We start from the raw sequence: 17,233 nt of genomic DNA, 5'->3' as shown, positions 1-17,233 counted from the left end.
GGCGGGCTTCCCTGCAATCCTGCCCTAGATCCAGGACGGCATCCACATTCTGAACCGCCAGTCCTGGTAGGAGATGACCTCGGCGGTCCACACCGGGTAGAAGAAAGCGGAAAGCAGCACGGCCGTCACCACGAACAGGGTGACCAGGTAGAACCCGGAACGCCGGCGCCAGAGCGGGTCCGTCCGCTGCCCCAGGACGAGTCCCAGGCAGTAGACGAGGCCCAGCACCAGGAAGGGCTCGAAGGACACGGCGTAGAAGAAGAATGTGGTGCGTTCCGGATACATGAACCAGGGGAGGTAGCCGGCGGCGACGCCCGCGAGGATGGCGCCGGCGCGCCAGTCGCGGCGGCCCGCCCACCAGAACAGGATGATGCCCAGGCAGATGGCTGCGCTCCACCAGATCAGCGGGTTGCCGACCGAGAGGATGGCCGTGGTGCAGTTGCTCAGATCGCAGCCGGGGCTGCCCTGTTTGGGGGATTCGTAGAAGAAGGAGGTGGGCCGGCCCATGACCAGCCAGCTCCAGGCGCTGGCCTCGTAGGGGTGGTCCGCGCTGAGTCCCTGGTGGAACTTGTAGGCCTCAAGGTGGTAGTGCGCCAGGGACCTGACCGCGTTCGGCAGCCAGCCCCATTCGGACGAGGGGTTGGCCTCGGCCCAGTGCCGGAAATAGGCGTCCTTGGAGCGGAACCAGCCGGTCCAGGTGGCGGCATAGACCAGGGCGGCCACGGGGACAATGCTGAGGAAGGCCCCCAGGCCGTCCTTGAGGATGCCGCCGCTGATCCACGCGTGGACCCCGGCGATCCGGCGTGCGCTCAGGTCCCAGAAGACCGTCAGCAGTCCGAAGCCGGCGAGGAAGAAGAGGGCGGACCATTTCGTGCCGACCGCCAGTCCCAGGCAGACGCCGGCCGCCAGCCGCCACCAGCGGATGCCGAGCCAGGGGCCGGAGGTCAGCTGGAGCGGGGAAGGGCGGCCCGCGGCGGAGGCCGCAGCCTGCCGGCCGAGCCTGTCCGCCAGCCGGCGCCGGCCGTCGTCGCGGTCCATCAGCAGGGCCCCGAAGGCGGCAAGGAGCCAGAACATCAGGAAGATGTCCAGCAGGGAGGTCCGGGACATCACGAGGTGATGGCCGTCCACCGCGAGCAGCACACCGGCCACGGCCCCGAGGGTCAGCGAGCGGAAGAGCTTTTGGGCGATCAGCGCCAGCAGGAAGATGGACAGCGTCCCGGTCAGCGCCGCCCCGAACCTCCAGCCGAACGGGTTGTCCGGGCCGAAGAGCCACATGCCCGCGGCAATCATCCACTTGCCCACGGGCGGGTGCACGACGTACTCGGGCGTGTCCAGAAGCACCCCGGGATGGCCGGCAATGAAGGAATCATTGGCCCTGTCCGGCCAGCTCCGCTCATAGCCGCTGATCAGGAACGAGTACGCGTCCTTCACATAGTAGGTTTCGTCGAAGACCAGGTTCCGGGGGGCTTCCAGCCGCACGAAGCGCAGGACGCCGCCAAGGGCCGCGGTGAGGCTGGGAATGAGCCAGAACCACAGCCGGAGCGACGCCGGATAGTCGCGCCAGCCCTGGATGCTGCCGATCAGGCGTTCCTTGAGGGCTTCGGGGGTGAAGGCCTCCGAGGGCCGGCCGATCCAGCGGTGCCCCTCCAGGTTGCGGCCGGTTCCGGTGCTGGCTGTGCCGCTGGCTCTGCTGAAGGCTGCGGGCGCCGATGCGGCTGGACCGGCCTCGACCGGCCGCGTGGGGGTCTGCGTCACGTTGCCATGCTACCTTTCGCGGCTGTGCTCGTCGGCCTGCTCGTCGGCCCGCGCCCCGGCCGGCAGTAGGCTGGTCGTGTGGACCATGAACTCAGCACCGCCCCGATTCCTCCCGCCGACGCCGGAGGCCCCACTGCCGGCGGCGGAGACACCGCTGACGACGCCGGCACCGGTCCGGACGCACTGCCCGCCGTCGTTCAGGGCGCCCGCCCCGGCAGAATCGTCCTGGCGGCGACCCCGATCGGCAACGTCGGCGACGCCTCCGCCCGGCTCGTCGAGCTGCTCACGACGGCGGACATCGTCGCCGCCGAGGACACCCGGCGGCTGCACCGGCTGGTCCAGAACCTCGGCATCACCGTACCGGGTCGGATCATCAGCTATCACGAGCACAACGAGGCAGCCAAGACCGGAGAGCTCCTGGACCAGGTCCGCTCCGGGAAGACACTGGTGATGGTGACCGACGCCGGCATGCCGTCCGTCTCGGATCCCGGCTTCCGCCTCGTCGAAGGCGCCGTAGCGGCCGGCCTCACCGTCACCGCCGCCCCCGGGCCCTCCGCCGTCCTGACAGCCCTGGCCCTCTCCGGCCTGCCGACAGACCGCTTCTGCTTCGAAGGCTTCCTGCCCCGCAAGGCCGGCGAACGGTCCTCCCGGCTGGCGGACCTGGACGCCGAGCGCCGCACCATGGTGTTCTTCGAGGCACCGCACCGGCTGGAGCCGATGCTCCGCGCGCTGCGCGAACGCTTCGGCGCCGACCGTCGTGCCGCCGTGTGCCGTGAACTGACCAAGACCTACGAAGAGGTCATCCGCGGCACCCTGCGCGAACTGCTCGAATGGGCCGAGACCAGCGAGGTGCGCGGCGAAATCGCCGTCGTGGTGGGCGGCGCACCGGAGCGGGAGCCCGGCCGGCCGGAGGACCACGTGGCCGCCGTCAACGGGCTTATTGCGCAGGGAATCCGGCTGAAGGAGGCGGTTGCCGCGGTTGCGGAAGATGCCAAGGTCAGTAAGCGCGAACTCTATTCGGCGGTCCTAGCCGCACGGTGATTTACCGGCCGCCGCAGACCGGCGGCGCGCCGGGAGCGGTTGTGCAGTTGCACAGCCGCATCCCTGGGGCGTAGTGCGCGCATGCATAGACTTGCCGGAGAACGCGGCAGTACCGTGGCAGTAATCCAAGCGCGCATGTGTTGGGCGCTGAAACCAGATCCTAGTTCAAACCGAATTGCTGACGAGGGAGTCATCGTGACTGTAACTGCCCAGCCCATTGTTACCGCGGAGCGTGAGAGCGCCCTGCTGGCCTCTGTTCCGACCGGTCTGCTGATTGACGGCCAGTGGCGTCCGGCCGCGTCCGGGAAGACCTTCGACGTGGAGGATCCTGCCACGGGCAAGGTACTGCTGAGCATCGCCGACGCGGGGCCCGAGGACGGTATGGCGGCGCTGGACGCGGCTGCCGCAGCCCAGGACTCGTGGGCGAAGGTCCCGGCGCGTGAGCGCGGGGAGATCCTGCGCCGCGCGTTCGAGCTCGTCACCGAGCGCGCGGAGGATTTCGCGCTGCTGATGACCCTGGAGATGGGCAAGCCGCTGGCCGAGGCCCGCGGCGAGGTCACCTATGGCGCTGAGTTCCTGCGCTGGTTCTCCGAGGAAGCCGTGCGGGCATTCGGACGCTACTCCGTCTCGCCGGACGGGAAGTCCCGGCTGCTGGTGACGAAGAAGCCGGTGGGCCCGTGCCTGCTGATCACGCCGTGGAACTTCCCGCTCGCGATGGCCACCCGCAAGATCGCCCCGGCCGTGGCCGCCGGCTGCACCATGGTGCTGAAGTCGGCTAACCTGACACCGCTGACCTCGCAGCTGTTCGCCGCCGTGATGATGGAGGCCGGGCTGCCTGCCGGCGTGCTGAACGTCATCCCCACCTCCACGGCCGGTGCCACCACAGGGCCGCTGATCAAGGATTCCCGCTTGCGCAAGCTCTCCTTCACCGGCTCCACCGAGGTCGGCCGGCGCCTGCTCTCGGACGCGTCCGAGGTCGTGCTGCGGACCTCGATGGAGCTCGGCGGCAACGCCCCGTTCGTGGTCTTCGAGGACGCCGACGTCGACGCCGCCGTCGCCGGGGCGATGCTCGCGAAGCTGCGGAACATGGGCGAGGCCTGCACCGCCGCGAACCGCTTCATCGTCCACGAGTCCGTCGCCGACGAGTTCGCCGAGAAGTTCGCCGCGAAGATGGCGGAGATGACCACCGCCCGCGGCACCGAAGCGGATTCCAAGGTCGGCCCGCTGATCGATGCCAAGAGCCGGGACAAAGTTCACGAGCTCGTCGCGGACGCGGTGTCCGCCGGTGCGGTCGCGGTGATCGGCGGCTCCGCCGTCGAGGGCCCCGGCTACTTCTACCAGCCCACCATCCTCAAGGGCGTCACGGAGGGAACCCGGATCCTGTCCGAGGAGATCTTCGGCCCCGTCGCCCCGATCATCACCTTCGGCACCGAGGACGAGGCCGTCCGGCTCGCGAACAACACCGAATACGGGCTCGTGGCCTACGTCTTCACGAGGGACCTGAACCGGGGCATCCGGATGGGCGAACGCCTCGAGACTGGCATGCTCGGCCTGAACGCCGGGGTGGTCTCCAACGCCGCCGCACCGTTCGGCGGCGTCAAGCAGTCCGGCCTGGGACGTGAAGGCGGCCTCGAAGGCATCGAGGAATACCTTTACACCCAGTACATCGGCATCGCCGACCCCTACGCCGGCTAACCAAGGCAGCTAACCACGGCGCACCCGGCGGACGGCGTCGCGGGTCCTCAACCAGGATCCCGCGAGGCCGTGCCGGGTGCGCTTTGCTGTGCGGGACACCGCACGGAAAGGCGCCGTGAGGGACAACCGCCAGCCGGACATGACCGACGGCGGCAGCCAGGCCGCACGCAGGCGCACCAGCGGCTTCGCGTTGGCCCGCAGGGAGGCCTGCACCAGGGCAATCCTGGCCGCGGCGGATTCGCCACCCCCGGGGCGGCCACCGTCGTGAGCAACGGCGCCGGGAGCCCCGCCGTCGGCAGCGGCGCCTTCAGGAGCAGCGGGGCCGGGCCCGGCGGCCGGGCGGCCATACTGCTCTCGTTCAAATTCTTCGGTCAGACAGGCAGCGGCCCGGTGCCCCGGCGCATCCATGCCGCCGGATTCCCCTAGCGCCGCCGAGGCACGCAGCCGCTCGGAGAAATGCCGCGGGGTCTCGCTGGTCCCGGGCGCCACGCCGTAGTCCGTCGCGAGGTCCCGGAGTTCCGCCCAGGCGGGCAGGGCCGATCCGGCCGCGGGGCCGCCACCGCCGGCCGCCCTCAGCCTGCGCCGCCGGACGCCGCTGCGCGCCAGCCGGGGCGACACCACCAGCAACACAAGCAGTATCAGGGTCCCGGCGGCGTAGAGCGCGGGTGCCAGGTTCCTGTCCGCGTCCGCCGCTGCTCCGGCGCCCGGGATCGGGACGGGGGAGAGGCCGGGTGCCGGTGCCGGGGTGGCCTTGTCCCTGGGAATCAGGCCGTCATTGTTTTCGTTGGTGCTGGCGCCGCTCGGCCCGGAGACGTCCGAGGCGTAGGCCGGGACCACACCCCGGGAAGGGGTGGGCTCGAAAGCGACCCAGCCAAGGCCCTGGAAGTACAGCTCCGGCCAGGCGTGGGCGTCCCGGGCGTCCACCTCGAACTCGGGCAGCGGCCCCTGGCCGGGGATGGACACGGTGGCGCCCGTGGCCCGGCCCGGGGCATAGCCCACGGCGATGCGGCTGGGGATGCCCTCGAGCCTGGCCATCACGGCCATGGCCGAGGCGAAATGGATGCAGTAACCGCTCTTCTGCGTCAGGAAGTCCGCCAGCACGGAGAGCCCGTTGCCGTCGTAGCCGCCCTGCACGGGCGACTGCAGGGAATAGCTGAACTCGGACGAGCGCAAGTACTTCTGGATGGCCATCGCCCGCGCATAGGGCGTGGGGACGCCGGACGTCAGGGAATCGGCGGTCCTGCGCACGATCTCCGGTACATTGGCCGGCGGCCGGACGAACTGCTCGGGGACCCCCCGGACGGGACCCGAGGACTGTGCCAGGAGCTCGGGCGTGAGCTGCGGAGCGACTGACATGACCAGGTACTGCTGGTCGCGGGAATTGGTGTCGACTCCCTTGATGCTGAGCGTGGCCGGGTCCCAGCTCCAGCGTCCCGTGAGCCCGTTGACGGCCTCGGGTGCATAGGGCGCGGGGAGGTAAGGGCTTGTGAACTTACCGGTGTTGACGGCCGTGACCACCCGGAGCTCCGCCCTGGCCGGGTCGAGCCCGGAGTCCATCCTGCCCGTTCCCATCCGGCGGCTCGCTTCGCGGTCATCCGGCGCCCAGAAATCGCCGTCGAAGTTGTCCACCGTCACGGAGCGGAGGTAGGGCGTCGTCGGCGCGTTCGTGGCAAAGGTGATCCTGCCGTCGCCGGAGGGGCTGCGCAGGCTGGTGCCCAGGCTGATCATGGGGTTCAGGCCACTGGCCCTCCCGAAGGGGTTCAGCCGCGAGCCTTGGGGAAAGGTGCCCTGGTCGAATCCGGGGATGACAAGCTGCAGCAGCAGCGTGACGGCCAGTGCCGCGGCGCCGGTCACCGCGGCGCGCCGCAGCTGTCCGGGGTTTCGGGCGGTGTCTGCACGGGTCCGGGGATCCGGCCTGAACCACTGGCTGCACGCCAGAATCAGCAGGTAGCCGACGGCGGCGCCGACAAACCCCAGCACGCCGACGCTTTGCGGCTTTACTACGGCCGGCACCACCAGGATGGCCACGATCCCCAGCCCGCTCGTCGCCGGCAACGCCAGGGGAAACGCCAGGGTGTCCACCAGAATCACCAGCAGCCCCAGCACGGCGCAGATCAGCATGACAATTCCGGCGTTGGGGGCAACGGGGGAGCTTTCGGCCAGGACTGTTTCACTGGCCCGGCGCAGGTACTTCCCCAGCTGCGTCATGGTGTCGCCGGCGGGAATGAAGCCTGCGATGCTGTGCTTCCGGAAGAAAGTGAACGTCAGGACCAGGATGAGTGCGGCGAAGCCGCCGGCAGCCACCAGCCCTGCGCGGAGCCGGACGGCCCGGAGCGCCGCCATGGCGAAAGCGACAGCAATGACGGTGCTGAACGCCGGGGAATACCACGCCCACCCCCTCACGACTCCGTTGATGCCGAGCGCGGCACCGGCGACGGCGGCCGCCACCGCGATGCCCATCACCCACGGCTGCGCGCCTGCCCCTTCCCTCCGGGGCTGCGTGCCGGGGGCGAGGACGGTCGGTTCTTCCCTGCCGGTCGCGGAAGAACCGGAGCCGGAGCTGCGCTGCGGTGCCAGGGTCATCGCCTGCCCCCTGCGCCGCGGCGCACGTCGGCTGCAGCCGAGAGCATTCCGGCCTCGTCCTGGTCGAACGCGGCCCAGGCCGCGGGCAACGCCGTCGAGGCAGACACCGCCACGGCCCGCCAGCCGCCGAGCCGCAGCGCTTCGAGGACCCCGCCGGCATCCTGTATCCGGTCGGCGACCACTATCGCAAAGGCATTCGCGCCGAAGCCTGCTGCCGGGGACAACGCCCGGGCTTCGGCCAGGGAGAGGCTTCCCAGGATCGCCAGGATCGGCCCCCGCAGCCGGTGGGCGGAGAGTTTGTCCATCAGCCTGTCACCAAAAGGCTGCGGCCCGGTTTCCGCCACGGCAGGGGCGCCGTGCCGGGAGCCAGCCGACATATCCCGGCGGTTGTGGTGCGGGCCGGCGAGCTGGATGGCGGCCAGGCTCTCCGCGACGGACTGCAGCCCGGACGCCCCGCTGTACTCCTCGGCCTCGGGATCCGGGGCGGAGGGAGATTGACGGAACGCAGGCCCGCCCTCGGCGTCCAGGAAGCGAAGGGAATAGTTGCGTTCCGAGAGGTGCGTGCTGATGGATATCGCCGCCGTCACTGCCCACTCGAAGGCGTCGCAGGTGACCAGCTCATGACCGTTCCGGTCAGTGCCGCCGGCCAAGCCCGAATCGGTGCCGTGCGAAAACACGCCGTGGGGATAGGCCGCGAGCCGCTGATCCAGGATGACCGTGGCCTCCGGGGTGGTGACCGATTCCTCCTGGCGCACCATGAGGGCGCCATGGCGTGCGGTCGCGGCCCAGTGCACGCGGCGCATCGGATCGCCATGACGGTATTCACGGGTCATCACGTCGTCGTCGCTTGGATTGGCGCGGATCCGCGTGGCCGTGACGCCGTCGTTCCCGCGGGCACCGGCCAGCCCCGTCACTGGCAGTTCGACGGCGGCGGGCGTCACGGTGAGGATGTCGCCGTCGTCGATGGCGTGGCGGTGGAGGGACAGCCCGAACGGATCGCTGAATTCGGCCGTCACGCCTCCGATGAGGAACTGGCCGCGCTTGCCCGAGCGCAGATGGTACTCGTAGCGGCTGGTGCCTCCCACGGCCGAGTGTGCCGGGAAACGGAAGACGGGGGATTCCCCGAACCGGGCCGGCAGATGCTCTTCCATGACGGCCTGGCCGGCTCCCGACCCGGTCCGCGCCACGGCCAGGCGGACGGTTGTCCTCGCCGACGTTTCGACCGTTGACGGATTGAACTCCCGGTAGACCTGGAACCTCGGCTTGAGCACGCGCGTTCCGGCCAGGGACAGCAACGGCAGGACAAGCAGCAGGATCGCCAGCGCCAGCAGGTCACGGCGTCCCATCACCTGCGCAGCCAGCACCGAGACGGCGCCCGCACCCAGCAGTCCCCAGCCGCGTGTGCTGAACATGTGCCTAGGGAACCGATCCATCAACGCCACGGCGGGGCTAGCTCCTAGCTTCGATTAGGCAGCGTGGGCGACGGTGCCGCCGCCAGGGCCGAGGCCTTGTCGCGACCGGCACGGCCCCCGCTGGAAGCGCCGGAGGTTACCTCCGGGCTGACGGGGATCTTGGCGAGGATGGCACGGATGACGCTTTGGGGCGTCTCGCCCGTGCTGGCGGCTTTGCGGTCAAGGATGATCCGGTGGGCCAGCACGGCTTCGGCGACGCTGACGACGTCGTCCGGCAGGACAAAGTCCCGGCCCTCCAGGGAGGCGGTGGCCTTGGCGGCGCGCAGCAGCTGCAGCATGGACCGGGGGCTGGCGCCGAGCCTGAGCATCCCGCTTTCACGCGTGGCACGTCCCACGGATACCGTGTATTCCTTGATCGACCGGGACACGTAGACCTGCTGCACCGAGGCAATCATGGCGGCCACTTCCGCCGCAGTGACGACGGCGGTCACCCGGGTCAGCGGGGACGTCGCCTGGTGGGTTTCCAGCATCTCCATCTCGGAGTCCTTGTCCGGATACCCCATGGAAATCCGCGCCATGAAACGGTCGCGCTGCGCCTCCGGAAGCGGGTAGGTGCCCTCCATCTCGATCGGATTCTGCGTCGCCACCACCATGAACGGCTCATCCAGTTTGTAGGACTTGCCGTCCACCGTGACCTGGTGCTCCTCCATGCACTCCAGCAGGGCCGACTGTGTCTTGGCCGAGGCACGGTTGATTTCGTCGCCGATGACGATGTTGGCGAAGACCGCGCCGGGCCGGAACTCGAAGGTCCGGGACGACTGGTTGTAGATCGACACGCCCGTGACATCGGAGGGCAGCAGGTCCGGCGTGAACTGGATCCGGCTCACGGAACAGTCGATGCTGCGGGCCAAGGTCTTGGCGAGCAGCGTCTTGCCCACGCCCGGGACGTCTTCGAGCAGAAGATGGCCCTGGGCCAGGAGCACGGTGAGAGCCAGCTTGGCCGCTTCGGCCTTGCCATCGATCACGGTGTTGATGGCCGTGAGGATCCGGGTGCTGGCCGAGTGGAAGGCCTGGGCGTCCATGGCCGCCGGGGCGTGCGGCGCGGACCGGCGTTCCGCTGCGTTTCCCTCCATGGCAGGGCCGTCCCGGAGGCGCTGTCCTTCGGGGAGGACTTCGTCAACGGAAGTGCGGTGATAATCCATCGGCAGCCTTTCAGCCCTGGTGCGTCCCGGAGCGGATCGGCAATGGCTGCCGGGCCCCTCATTGGGTGTTCGCCTATTCCTATCAGGGTACTAGGGCGTGTCTCCTAATGCTGGGGGTGGCTTTTTGGCAAAATTGAGTGGTGAGTTCGCGTTATGCCTTGTTGTCCGATGCCCAGTGGGAGTTCATTGCCCCGTTGATGCCTGATTCGTCGGGGAAACCGGGGCGGCCGTTCAATGACCACCGGTTGATGACAGAGGGCATCATCTACCGCTACCGGGCAGGTATCCCGTGGCGGGATCTCCCTTCCCATTTCGGGTCGTGGAAGACCGTGTGGAAGCACCACCGCCGCAACAGCGCCAGCGGGACCTGGGACAGGGTGCTGGCTGCGCTGTTGACCCGTGCCGACGCACAAGGGCTGATCAACTGGGAGGTGTCGGTGGACTCCACGGTCAACCGTGCCCACCAGCACGGCACGAACCTTCCCCGCCACACAGGGGGACCTCTCGAATTACAGGAATCTGCTTGATGAGCCGGATGATCATGCCGTCGGACGCTCCCGCGGCGGCCTGACCACGAAGATCCATGCCCTGGTTGACGGCAACATGCGCCCCTTGGTCCTGCTCCTGGGGCCCGGGCAGGGCGGGGACTCGCCCATGTTTGAAAACCTCATGGATGCCCTGAAGGTCGAACGGGAAGGTCCCGGCCGGCCCCGCAGCCGCCCGGACCGGGCCATGGCTGACAAAGCCTACTCATCCAAAGCGATCAGGAGCTACCTGCGCGGGCGTGGCATTGAATGCGTCATCCCCGAAAAGGACGACCAGAAAGCCAACCGGAAACGCAGGGGCTCCTCCGGAGGACGGCCCGTCACCTACGACAAGGACGCGTACAAGCGGCGCAATGTCGTCGAACGCAGTTTCAACACCCTCAAGCAATGGCGCTCCCTGGCCACTCGCTACGACAAATTGGCCCTCACCTACCGCTCAGCGGCCGTTCTGCACGCCGTCGTCATCTGGAGCACACGATTAGGAGACACGCCCTAACACAACTGCCGGAGCTGACAGAGACTTCCGGGTAAATCTCGGCTGCCCGGCCCGTAATCTCCGGCGTGGCCGATTAAGGTAGAAGGATGTTCAATCCCCTCACCCCCGTCCCGTTCCGCGTGCCCGGCAGCGACGGCACCGGACGCAGCGGGTATCCGCCGGCGCCGGAACCCCTGCCCGTTCCGGTCATGGACAACCACGCCCATCTGGACTTTCCCGACGCTGAGTTGACGGTGAGCGTCAAGGCCGCCCTCGACGCCGCCGAGGCGGTGGGCGTCCAGGGTGCCGTGCAGGTGGGGTGCGACCTCGAATCGTCCAGGTTCACGGTCGAGGCCGTCGAGCTGGACTCCCGGCTGCTCGGTGCCGTCGCGATCCACCCCAATGACGCCCCGGACTACGCCCGCCGCGGTGAGCTGGAGGACGCCCTGGCCGAGATAGAGGCGCTGGCCGCCCACCCGCGGATCCGGGCCATCGGCGAGACCGGCCTCGACTTCTTCCGGACCGAGGGGAATGGGCTGGCCCACCAGCGGTATTCGTTCCGCCGCCACATCGATATTGCCAAGCGGCTCAGACTGACCCTGCAGATCCACGACCGGGATGCCCATGACGACGTCGTGCAGGTGCTGCGGGAGGAAGGGGCCCCCGAACGTGTGGTCTTCCACTGTTTCTCGGGCGGCGAGGAGCTGGCCCGGATCTGCAACACGGAGGGCTGGTACATGTCCTTCGCCGGGACCCTGACGTTCAAGAACGCATCGAATCTCCGCGAAGCCCTGGCCATCGCGGAGCCGGGCAGGATCCTTGTCGAGACCGACGCGCCCTTCCTCACGCCGCACCCGCACCGCGGGCGCCCGAATGCAAGCTACATGGTCCCGTACACCGTGCGGGCCATGGCGGAATTGACTGGATGGGAGCTCTCCGGACTGTGTGCGCAAATCGCCGGAAATACCGGGGAGGCGTACGGATCCTGGGATTAAATTAGTAGTTTTCGGACTCCGTCCGGGAATACCGGGTATGCACAAAATCTTGGCTGCTTTATAACGCTACGGTTACAGTGGACAACTATTAGCCGGGGTCGGGGAAGGCCTACGGATAATTTCACTTCAGCAGGGCGTGCATCGTGGCCAACAAACCACATGTGCGCTCTCGTTTGTGAGTGTGGCAGTGCACGCATCTGCCGCGAACAGCCGGACCCCGTCCGGAGCTGCCCTGGGGTGTTCGCGGAGGGTGATCCCGTGCGCTATTCCCCGTGCCCGGATGGTCCAAGAGATACGGGCAATCGTGGTCAAGTTCTTCACATCGGACGGCAAGATCAGCTTCGTCAAGGTCGGCGCGCAGCTCGTGGTGCTTGTGGCACTCGTGCTCGGCCTGGTGGCCTTTGTCGGCAACAACAAGACGATCACCCTCAATGTTGACGGGAAAGTGAGCTCCGTCCAGACCTTTGGCGGAACCGTCGGCCAGGTGGTCAAGGGTGCCAAGGTTGAACTGCAGCCATCCGACAGGGTGTCGCCTTCGGTGGACTCCCATGTGCAGGACGGATCGGTCATCAACGTCAACCTCGCCAAGGCCGTCAAGGTCAGCCTGGACGGCGCGGAGCGGACCATTAACACCACCTCGCCCACCGTCGAAGGACTCGTGACGGAACTCGGCGTGGCCAGCGCCTCGCAGGTGTCCGTCCCGAAGGACGCCCAGCTGTCCGTCTCCGGTTCCTTCGTGGCCATCTCGACGCCGAAGACCGTGAGCATCGTCGCGGACGGCAACGCCACCAAGGCCACCACGACGGCGGCCACCGTCTCCCAGGTGCTCGATCATGCCGGCCTCTCGCTGGGCGCCAGCGACCGCATCTCCCAGCCGGGGAACGCCCCGGTGGTCAATGACATGGTCATCAAGGTCTCCCGCGTGGACGCCAGCAAGACGGCCGACACCACCGAGCCCGTCCCGTTTGAGACCCTTACCACCGAAAGTGCCGACATGTTCAAGGGTGAGAAGACTGTCACCGAGGCAGGCGTTGCCGGCACCACCAACAAGAGCTTCAAGCTGGTCCTCGTCGACGGCCGCGAAGCGTCCCGGACGCTGGTATCAGAGTCCGTCAGCGCCCAGCCGGTCACCGAAAGGGTCACCGTCGGCACCAAGGACAAGCCCAAGGCCGCCGCGGGCAACACCGGCGCTGCAGCCCCGGCAATGATGAACGAAGGCATGTGGGACAAGATCGCCCGGTGTGAGTCCGGCGGCAACTGGTCCATCAACAGCGGCAACGGCTACTACGGCGGCCTGCAGTTCGATGTTTCCTCATGGCTGGCCAACGGCGGCGGAGCCTATGCCCCGAACGCCAGCCAGGCCTCAAAGGCCCAGCAGATCGCAGTTGCCAACGCGTACTACGCCAAAGCCGGCCTGGGTCCCTGGGGCTGCGGCTGGGCCGCCTCCAGCTAGCCAGGCCGCAGCGGCTGGCCGCGGCCGCGGTGCCAGGCGGACGGGATAGGATACCTAGGTGACTGAACCGACCCCCTCCGCGCCCGGCACCGCGCGCGGCACCGCGCCAGACAGAGCCCCCGGAAACGCGCCCGCACCGCTCATGGGCGCCTCCGACATCCGCCGCCTGGCCGAGGAAATCGGAGTCCGTCCCACCAAGACGCTGGGCCAGAACTTCGTCATTGACGGCAACACCATCCGGCGGATCGTTGCCGCCGCGGACATCCAGGCCGAGGAGACGGTGCTCGAGGTCGGGCCCGGGCTGGGATCCCTCACCCTGGGCCTGCTGGACGCCGCCCGGTCCGTCGTCGCCGTCGAAATCGATCCGGTCCTCGCGGACCGGCTCCCGGCCACGGTCAGCGAGTGGCGCCCCGACGCCGTCGCGAACTTCCACCTGGTCCTGGCCGACGCCATGAAGGTGACGCAGCTTCCGGTGGAACCGACCGCGCTCGTGGCGAATCTTCCCTACAACGTTGCCGTGCCGGTGGTCCTGCACCTCCTGCAGCATTTCCCCGGCCTCCGCCACGGCCTCGTCATGGTCCAGGACGAGGTCGCCGACCGGCTCGCGGCCGGACCAGGCTCGAAGACCTACGGCGTTCCGTCGGTCAAGGCTGCCTGGTACAGCAGCATGCGCAAGGCCGGCGTGATCGGCATGAACGTCTTCTGGCCCGCTCCCAAGATCCACTCCGGCCTTGTCGCCTTCACCCGCCGGGAACCGCCCGTCACCACCGCCACCCGGGAACAGGTCTTCGCCGTCATCGATGCGGCTTTCGCGCAGCGCCGCAAGACGCTGCGGGCGGCGCTGGCCGGCTGGGCCGGAAGCGCCGCCGAGGCGGAACGCTGCCTGCGGGCCGCCGGCATCGACCCCACGGCCCGCGGCGAAGTGATCGACATCGCGGCATTTGCCAGGATCGCCGAAGCCCAGAGGCAGCCGGAGTCCTGAGCGCGTCCGGACGGTCATCGCGCGCGGAGCTTGCGTCCCACGCTTGGAGGCGGAGCACGCCATGCCATAGCGTGGAGCCATGAACGCAGTGAGAGGGCGCTTTGCCGCGAGGACTGTCCGGGTCAAGGCTCCAGGCAAGGTCAACGTCTCACTGGACGTCGGACCGTTGCGTGCCGACGGCTACCATTCAGTGGCCAGCGTCTATCTGGCCGTGTCCCTCTACGAAGAGGTCGCCGCCACCAGCACGGACACCGGCAAAATAACCGTCAGCATGAGCCCGGCGAGCACGCTGGACCTGGACGGCGTGGACATCCCCCTCGATGAACGCAACCTGGCGTACAAGGCTGCGGCCATCATGGCCGACGTCTCGGAGCACTCCACGGGGGTCCACCTCGAAATCACCAAGCGGGTGCCCGTGGCCGGCGGCATGGGCGGCGGCTCCGCCGACGCCGCCGCCACCCTGCTGGCCTGCGACGCGCTGTGGAACAGCGGGCTCTCCCGCGATGAGCTCGCCCATCTGGCTGGCGAACTCGGCGCCGACGTCCCGTTCTCCCTCCTCGGCGGCACCGCCGTCGGACTCGGCGTGGGTGATGACCTCTCGCCGGCCCTCGTGAAGGCCCAGACGGACTGGGTCCTCGTCACGGCCGACTTCGGCCTGCCCACCCCGGAGGTCTACCGCACCCTGGACCGGCTGCGCGCGGCCGAGGGCGTGGCGATCGAGGAACCCACGGCCGTGGACCCCGGAATCCTCAAGGCATTGCGCGGCGGGGACGCAGACGCGCTGAGCCGTGTCCTGGTCAATGACCTTCAACGCGCCTCCATCGAGCTGGCCCCCGGCCTGCGGGACACCCTGGGACTCGGCGAGTCCTGCGGCGCCATCGCGGGCATCGTCTCCGGCTCCGGACCCACCCTCGCGTTCCTCGCGCACAGCCCGGCGGCGGCCGCGGGCCTGGCCGAGGACCTCCGCCATCACGGACTTGATGCCATGGCCGTCCACGGCCCGGTGCACGGGGCGCGCATCATCTCCGATACGCTCCTTTAATAGCTTTTGACGATATGAACCGAAACACCCGACACCGAGATACCTGATTCCGAAGAAAGCAGTTCCCAGTGGCACACCTGCTCGGCGGCGAGAACCTCACAGTCTCGTATGCAACCCGCACCGTCCTCGACGGCGTTACCCTCGGCCTTGAAGAGGGCGACCGGATCGGCATGGTGGGCCGCAACGGCGACGGCAAGTCGACCCTGATGCGCCTCCTGTCGATGCGGGCCACCCCCGACTCCGGCCGCGTGACCAAACGCGGCGACGTCAACACCGGGTACCTGGACCAAAGCGACGTGCTCGACGGCGACCTCACCGTCGGCGCCGCAATCGTCGGCGACCAAGCGGACCATGAATGGGCCCGCAACCCGCAGATCCGCGAAGTCATGGGCGGCCTCGTGTCCGACGTCGACTGGCACGCCAACGTCCACGCCCTCTCCGGCGGGCAGAAGCGGCGCGTGGCCCTGGCCAAGCTGCTGATCGAGGACCACGACGTCATCATGCTTGACGAGCCCACCAACCACCTCGATGTCGAAGGCGTCGCGTGGCTGTCCCGGCACCTGAAGACCCGCTGGCGCGCCAACCAGGGCGCTTTCCTCGTGGTCACCCACGACCGCTGGTTCCTTGATGAAGTCTGTAACCAGACCTGGGAAGTCCACGACGGGATCGTGGACCCCTTCGACGGCGGCTACGCGGCCTATGTGCTGGCCCGCGCCGAGCGCGACCGCTCGGCATCCGTGGTGGAAAGCAAGCGCCAGCAGCTCGTGAAGAAGGAGCTTGCCTGGCTGCGCCGCGGCGCCCCGGCCCGCACCGCCAAGCCGAAGTTCCGCATCGAGGCGGCGAACGCGCTGATCGCCGATGTCCCCGAGCCCCGCGACTCGATGGCGCTGAGCAAGATGGCCACGGCCCGGCTGGGCAAGGACGTGCTGGACCTGGAGAACGTCTCGCTGGACTTCCTGGGTGGCGAAGCCGGGCAGAAGCTCTTCGACAACATCACGCTGCGCCTCGCGCCGGGCGAGCGGCTGGGGCTCGTGGGCGTCAACGGCGCCGGCAAGACCACGCTGCTGAAGCTGCTCAATGGCGAGATCCAGCCCAGCGCGGGGAAGGTCAAGCGCGGCAAGACCGTCGTCACCGCCGTGCTGACCCAGGAGGTCAAGGAGCTCGACGACGTCGCGGACCTCCGCGTCATCGAAGTGATCGAGCGCGAAAAGCGCTCCTTCAACGTGGGCGGCAAGGAATTCACCGCCGGCCAGCTCGTGGAGCAGCTTGGCTTCACCAACCAGAAGCAGTGGACCATGGTCAAGGACCTCTCCGGTGGCGAACGCCGCCGCCTCCAGCTCCTGCGCCTGCTGGTGGGGGAGCCCAACGTGCTGATGCTTGACGAACCGACCAACGACCTCGACACCGACACCCTCGCTGCCGTGGAAGACGTGCTGGACGGCTGGCCCGGCACCCTCGTGGTGGTCAGCCACGACCGCTACCTGCTCGAACGCGTCACGGACCACCAGATGGCACTCCTGGGCGATGGCAAGATCCGCGGACTGCCGGGCGGCGTTGACCAGTACCTCGAACTGCGGGAATCGGCGCTGGCCGGCTCCACCATCACCGGTGGCGGCAACCCGGTCACAGCCTCAAGCTCAGGGACGGCAGCGGCAACGTCCGGCCCCTCGGAAGCGGAGAAGCGGGACGCCCGCAAGGCCAAGAACCGGATCGACCGCCAGCTGGGCAAGTTAAGGCAGCAGGAAGACAAAATCCACTCCCAGATGACGGCGGCGGCCGCCGACCCCTCAGCCGCGGGCCAGTTGGCAGACCTCAACAAGAAGCTCAAGGACCTCGCCGGAGAACGCGAAGCCCTCGAACTCGAATGGCTGGAAGCCCTGGAAGTCCTGGGGGAGTAACCTGCTGCCGATGACCGAGGGACATGTCCAATTTTCCGTGGCATGGATGGGCATGTTCCTCGGAGCGTCGAAGAACCTCAGGGCATGTCCCTCGGTGCGGGCCAGGGATGGACATATTGGTGCTATGTCCATCGCTGGAAGCCAGGGATGGGCAT

The 17,233-nt window shown here is 68.3% G+C and carries 12 protein-coding genes; 8 read left to right on the top strand and 4 right to left on the bottom strand.

The window, feature by feature from the left end; translation table 11 throughout:
* Nucleotides 1-24: 24 nt before the first annotated feature.
* Nucleotides 25-1,755, bottom strand: coding sequence for a dolichyl-phosphate-mannose--protein mannosyltransferase (locus ACQCSY_RS03495; protein WP_427133220.1), 1,731 nt, complete (start codon nt 1,753-1,755; stop codon nt 25-27).
* Nucleotides 1,756-1,938: 183 nt separating this feature from the next.
* Between ACQCSY_RS03495 and rsmI the strand changes: the two genes are divergently transcribed.
* Entirely contained in the window at nt 1,939-2,796 is an 858-nt protein-coding gene (gene rsmI, locus ACQCSY_RS03490; RefSeq protein ID WP_427135649.1) for a 16S rRNA (cytidine(1402)-2'-O)-methyltransferase, read from the top strand.
* Between the two features lie 195 nt (nt 2,797-2,991).
* Nucleotides 2,992-4,491 (top strand): NAD-dependent succinate-semialdehyde dehydrogenase, encoded by a 1,500-nt coding sequence (locus tag ACQCSY_RS03485; RefSeq protein WP_427133218.1) that lies wholly within the window; start codon nt 2,992-2,994, stop codon nt 4,489-4,491.
* A 9-nt stretch (nt 4,492-4,500) separates the two neighbouring features.
* On the opposite strand, the gene ACQCSY_RS03480 is transcribed toward ACQCSY_RS03485, so the two are convergent.
* Genes ACQCSY_RS03480 through ACQCSY_RS03470 form a run of 3 tightly spaced genes read right to left on the bottom strand, consistent with a single transcriptional unit; the run spans nt 4,501 to nt 9,619 of the window.
* Nucleotides 4,501-7,074: a transglutaminaseTgpA domain-containing protein gene (locus tag ACQCSY_RS03480; RefSeq protein ID WP_427133216.1), complete on the bottom strand. Its 2,574-nt coding sequence runs from the start codon at nt 7,072-7,074 to the stop codon at nt 4,501-4,503.
* The gene (locus ACQCSY_RS03475) at nt 7,071-8,516 is read right to left on the bottom strand and encodes a DUF58 domain-containing protein (RefSeq protein ID WP_427133214.1); all 1,446 of its coding nucleotides are present in this window, start codon (nt 8,514-8,516) and stop codon (nt 7,071-7,073) included. The genes ACQCSY_RS03480 and ACQCSY_RS03475 overlap by 4 nt, the downstream gene beginning before the upstream one ends.
* A 14-nt stretch (nt 8,517-8,530) precedes the next feature.
* Nucleotides 8,531-9,619 (bottom strand): AAA family ATPase, encoded by a 1,089-nt coding sequence (locus ACQCSY_RS03470; protein ID WP_427135647.1) that lies wholly within the window; start codon nt 9,617-9,619, stop codon nt 8,531-8,533.
* Nucleotides 9,620-9,885: 266 nt separating this feature from the next.
* On the opposite strand from ACQCSY_RS03470, the gene ACQCSY_RS03465 reads away from it, so the two are divergent.
* From ACQCSY_RS03465 to ACQCSY_RS03440, 6 genes are all read left to right on the top strand, one after another.
* A protein-coding gene (locus ACQCSY_RS03465; protein ID WP_427135584.1) for an IS5 family transposase occupies nt 9,886-10,729 on the top strand; the annotation gives its coding sequence in 2 pieces (ribosomal slippage) (nt 9,886-10,191 and nt 10,193-10,729; 843 coding nt in all).
* Between the two features lie 86 nt (nt 10,730-10,815).
* Nucleotides 10,816-11,703, top strand: coding sequence for a TatD family hydrolase (locus tag ACQCSY_RS03460; RefSeq protein ID WP_427133212.1), 888 nt, complete (start codon nt 10,816-10,818; stop codon nt 11,701-11,703).
* Between the two features lie 280 nt (nt 11,704-11,983).
* The gene (locus ACQCSY_RS03455) at nt 11,984-13,156 is read left to right on the top strand and encodes a ubiquitin-like domain-containing protein (protein WP_427133210.1); all 1,173 of its coding nucleotides are present in this window, start codon (nt 11,984-11,986) and stop codon (nt 13,154-13,156) included.
* A gap of 58 nt (nt 13,157-13,214) precedes the next feature.
* Nucleotides 13,215-14,138, top strand: coding sequence for a 16S rRNA (adenine(1518)-N(6)/adenine(1519)-N(6))-dimethyltransferase RsmA (rsmA, locus tag ACQCSY_RS03450; protein ID WP_427133208.1), 924 nt, complete (start codon nt 13,215-13,217; stop codon nt 14,136-14,138).
* 79 nt (nt 14,139-14,217) lie between these two features.
* The gene (locus tag ACQCSY_RS03445) at nt 14,218-15,180 is read left to right on the top strand and encodes a 4-(cytidine 5'-diphospho)-2-C-methyl-D-erythritol kinase (RefSeq protein ID WP_427133206.1); all 963 of its coding nucleotides are present in this window, start codon (nt 14,218-14,220) and stop codon (nt 15,178-15,180) included.
* A gap of 68 nt (nt 15,181-15,248) precedes the next feature.
* Nucleotides 15,249-17,078: an ABC-F family ATP-binding cassette domain-containing protein gene (locus ACQCSY_RS03440; protein WP_427133204.1), complete on the top strand. Its 1,830-nt coding sequence runs from the start codon at nt 15,249-15,251 to the stop codon at nt 17,076-17,078.
* The last annotated feature ends 155 nt before the right edge of the window (nt 17,079-17,233 follow it).

The organism is Pseudarthrobacter sp. S9, assembly GCF_050156545.1.
Taxonomy (GTDB): Bacteria; Actinomycetota; Actinomycetes; order Actinomycetales; family Micrococcaceae; genus Arthrobacter.
The sequence above is the reverse complement of the archived record's forward strand: the minus strand, read 5'-3'. Positions and strand labels throughout refer to the sequence as shown.

Coding starts and splice junctions, on each gene's coding strand:
- ACQCSY_RS03480 (WP_427133216.1), bottom strand. CDS start 7,074: ATGACCCTGGCACCGCAGCGCAGCTCCGGCTCCGGTTCTTCCGCGACC.
- ACQCSY_RS03470 (WP_427135647.1), bottom strand. CDS start 9,619: ATGGAGGGAAACGCAGCGGAACGCCGGTCCGCGCCGCACGCCCCGGCG.
- ACQCSY_RS03460 (WP_427133212.1), top strand. CDS start 10,816: ATGTTCAATCCCCTCACCCCCGTCCCGTTCCGCGTGCCCGGCAGCGAC.
- ACQCSY_RS03455 (WP_427133210.1), top strand. CDS start 11,984: ATGGTCCAAGAGATACGGGCAATCGTGGTCAAGTTCTTCACATCGGAC.
- ACQCSY_RS03445 (WP_427133206.1), top strand. CDS start 14,218: ATGAACGCAGTGAGAGGGCGCTTTGCCGCGAGGACTGTCCGGGTCAAG.